1 protein-coding gene is annotated in these 269 nt (G+C 75.1%); it reads right to left on the bottom strand.

Translation table 11 applies throughout. The features are described from left to right. On the bottom strand, positions 1-269 hold a 269-nt coding region (locus ACFY9I_RS42510), incomplete at both ends, for a hypothetical protein (protein ID WP_391012905.1).

Raw genomic sequence — 269 nt, 5'->3', positions numbered from 1 at the left:
CAGCTCAGCCAACCGCTCCTGGAGGCCGTGGGACCAGGTGAGGCATCGGCGGCCCTGCGTGGCCCGCTCGTACTCCAGCCACCGCAGCCGGGCCGCGTCGTCCCCGGCGACCGCCAGCTCGGCCAGCTCGAACGGCGTGCGTCCCTTCTCGCCCCGGGCGACCTTGACGTCACCCCGGGCCACCTCGGAGGCCAGGGCGCGGGCCGTCTCCGTGCCGTCCGTCCGGCGCTCCTGGACCTTCGCCACGTACCGGGCCAATGCCTTCTGGC

It is taken from the genome of Streptomyces sp. NPDC012510, from assembly GCF_042955065.1.
Classification (GTDB): Bacteria; Actinomycetota; Actinomycetes; order Streptomycetales; family Streptomycetaceae; genus Streptomyces.
Note: the sequence above shows the minus strand (reverse complement) of the source record. Positions and strands in the feature narration are given on the sequence as shown.